The following is a 3,043-nucleotide window of genomic DNA, read 5'->3' as shown; positions in this document are numbered from 1 at the left end:
CTTCGATGCCTTCATAGGGCGTGTAGTCGACGGCGTGATGCAACGAGGCATTGGCGATCGTCACGCGCTTCTCCGGATCCCACACGACGATGTCCGCATCCGCACCGACCGCGATCGTGCCTTTCCTCGGATAGAGGCCATAGAGTTTCGCGGGCTTGAGCGAGGTCAGTTCCACGAACTGATGCAGCGAGATACGTCCTTCCTTCACGCCCTGGAAGAGCAGGGGCAAGCGCGTTTCGAGCCCGGGAATGCCGTTTGGAATGTGATCGAACGACACCTCCTTGCCGCCCGGTTTTTTTCCTTGCGGATCGTCGTACGAGAAGGGCGCGTGATCGGACGACACCAGCGAGAACACGCCCTGACGCAATGCCTTCCACACCGCGTTCTGATTCGCGGGATCGCGCGGCGGCGGGCTGCATACGCACTTCGCACCTTCGTATTCGCCGCAGCCGAGATCGTCGGCCGTCAGATACATGTACTGCGGGCACGTCTCCGCGAGGATCGGCAGGCCACGCGACTGCCCCCAACGGATCTGTTCGATCGCATCGGCGCCCGATACGTGCACGATGAGAATCGGCACGTCGACCAGTTCCGCGAACGCGATCGCGCGATGCGTCGCCTCGCGCTCGACTACTGCGGGCCGCGCGAGCGCGTGTGCGTGCGGCGCCTGAATGCCCTTGCCCAGCAGACGCTCGGTGAGCCAGCCGATGCAATCCGAGTTCTCCGCATGGACCATCACGAGTGCGCCATGTTCGCGGGCGACCGTGAGCACGTCGAGCATCTGACGGTCGTTCAGCTTGAGGTCGTCGTAAGTCATGTAGACCTTGAACGACGTGTAGCCGCTGGCAATCAGACGCGGCAGCTCTTCTGCGAGCACGTGCGGCGTGGGATCGGCGACGATGAGATGAAAGCCGTAGTCGATGAGCGCGCGGCCCTCCGCCCGGCGATGGTAATCGTCCACCGCCGCCTGCAACGATTGCCCCTTCCCCTGCGCGGCAAACGGAATCACCGTGGTCGTGCCGCCGCAAAGCGCCGAGCGCGTGCCGGACAGAAAGTCGTCGGCCATGCGCAAGCCGTCGGGCATCGGCTGATCGAGATGGCAGTGGCCGTCGACACCGCCAGGCAGCACCAGCATGCCGCTTGCATCCAGTTCGCGCGGCGCTTCTGGCAAGCCTTGCCCGAGCATGGCCACGCGACCGTCGCGAATGCCGATGTCGCAGGTAAAGCGGTCCGACGCGGTGACGACGTCGGCATGACGGATCACGAAATCCAGATCGTTGTGCATGGCCTTGTTCCTTTAGATGACTTCGCTGAAAAGACGGCCCCAGCCTTTCACGCGGCGCGTGTCGTAATCGGCGAGCTGCAGCGATTTCCATACGACCGTGGTGATGGTGTCGTAGATCGGAATGCCCGTTTCTTCTTCGAGCTCTGGCACGAGTTGCGCGGCGTTCAGGTTCGTGCAGAAGATCGAGATCGCGCGCGGCTTGTCCTTTGCGACTTCGCGCACCATGCGGCGGATTTCATCGGGTTCTACCTCGGAGAACGAGAAATTCACCTTCAGGTTCAGATGCCGCTCGGCGATGCAGTTCAGGCCCTCGCTGCGGTAGTTGGCGATGATCTTTTCCTGCACGTCGTCGAGATACGGCGTGACGAGGCCGAATTCACGGGCGTCGGTCTTCTTCAGGATCTCGTTGAGCGCGAGCACGGAAGTCGTCGCCGGAATGCCGGTCGCCTCCGTGATGCGACGGCAGAGGCGCTCGTCGGCTTCGAAGCCGAGCCAGCCCGACGACGTCCCGTTCCACGCGATCACGTCGACCTTGGCATCGGCGAGCAGTTCGGCTGCCTGCAGGATCTTCGAATCGTCGAACTGGCCGAGCGCCTGGTCGCTCAAGGAAATCTCCGTGACAGGAAAGCGCGCGAAGTGCGCCGAGACGTCGGGGAGACCTGCGACCATCGCGCTCGTCAGCGGTTCGAGCGACGTGTTGGACGAAGGCGTGAGCATGCCGAGCAGAGTGCGTTTTTTCATCGTGATGTCTCTAATGTGAAATTGAGCGAGGCGTTGTTGCGTGAGTCCCGTTCAGACCGGAATCTTCTTTTCGTAATCGATGGCGCTGGAGCACACGAGCAGGCCGATCCCGGCCGCCGCGAAGAACATCAGCGCAAGGAAATAGGAGCCGGTGAATTGCACGATCGCGCCGACGATGATCGGCACCGCGATGCCGCCGATATTGCCGCCGAGATTCATGACGCCTCCGAGAAAGCCGATCTTGTTGCGCGTGCCGATGGACGACGGGATGCACCAGTACAAACCGCACCAGCGAAGGAAGAACAGCGTGGTGGAGAGCAGGGCGACGACCACGATCGGATTGGTCACGTAGGCGACCGAGAAGATCGAAACCGTCGCGATGATCGCCGCGATGCTGAACAGCGTGCGCATCACGACATTCGGGCGCCCACCCGCGGCCTTCCACTTGTCGGCGATCCAGCCGCCGAGCAGTTCGCCGACGAAGCCGCTGAAGAAGATGATGAAGCTCGAGCCACCCATCTGCTTGATGTCGAAGCCGTGGACCATGTGCAAGTAGTTCGGCATCCACGTGAGCAAGCCGTAGAACACGCTGTTGAAGCACATCCAGCCGAGGCACATGCACCACACCGAGCGGTACTTGAAGAAATCCCGCGAGCGGCCGGAGAGTGACGGCGGTTCGAGCGCGGCGTCGCGTGCGTGCGATTCCTCGATGTATTCGGCTTCAAGTTCGTTCACGCCGGGATGCTCGCGCGGCGTATTGCGGATATAGAACCACGCGAGGATGCCCGCCAGCACCGTGCCGATGCCCGCCACCGCGAAGGCGATACGCCATGAACCGAGCATCGCGATCAGTCCCGTGATGATGATGGCGCCGAGCGCCGCACCGAGGGGCGCTCCGCCGTCGAGCAGCGTGGCACCCCGGCCGCGCTCGGTCTGCGTCATCCAGATGGCGTTGAGCTTGCCGCCCGCCGGATAGATGGGCGCCTCCGACGCGCCGAGCCCGAGACGCGTGAGCAG

At 62.8% G+C, this 3,043-nt stretch carries 3 protein-coding genes; all 3 read right to left on the bottom strand.

Features of this window, described 5'->3' with window-relative positions; genetic code table 11:
- On the bottom strand, positions 1-1,285 hold a 1,285-nt coding region (gene hydA, locus AWB67_RS35835; RefSeq protein ID WP_087660616.1), incomplete at its 3' end, for a dihydropyrimidinase.
- A 12-nt stretch (positions 1,286-1,297) separates the two neighbouring features.
- The gene (locus tag AWB67_RS35830; RefSeq protein ID WP_087660615.1) at positions 1,298-2,026 is read right to left on the bottom strand and encodes a maleate cis-trans isomerase family protein; all 729 of its coding nucleotides are present in this window, start codon (positions 2,024-2,026) and stop codon (positions 1,298-1,300) included.
- A gap of 51 nt (positions 2,027-2,077) precedes the next feature.
- On the bottom strand, positions 2,078-3,043 hold a 966-nt coding region (locus tag AWB67_RS35825; RefSeq protein WP_087660614.1), incomplete at its 5' end, for an MFS transporter.

Origin of the sequence: Caballeronia terrestris (assembly GCF_001544515.1) — a bacterium.
Classification (GTDB): domain Bacteria; phylum Pseudomonadota; class Gammaproteobacteria; order Burkholderiales; family Burkholderiaceae; genus Caballeronia; species Caballeronia terrestris.
The sequence above is the reverse complement of the archived record's forward strand: the minus strand, read 5'-3'. Positions and strand labels throughout refer to the sequence as shown.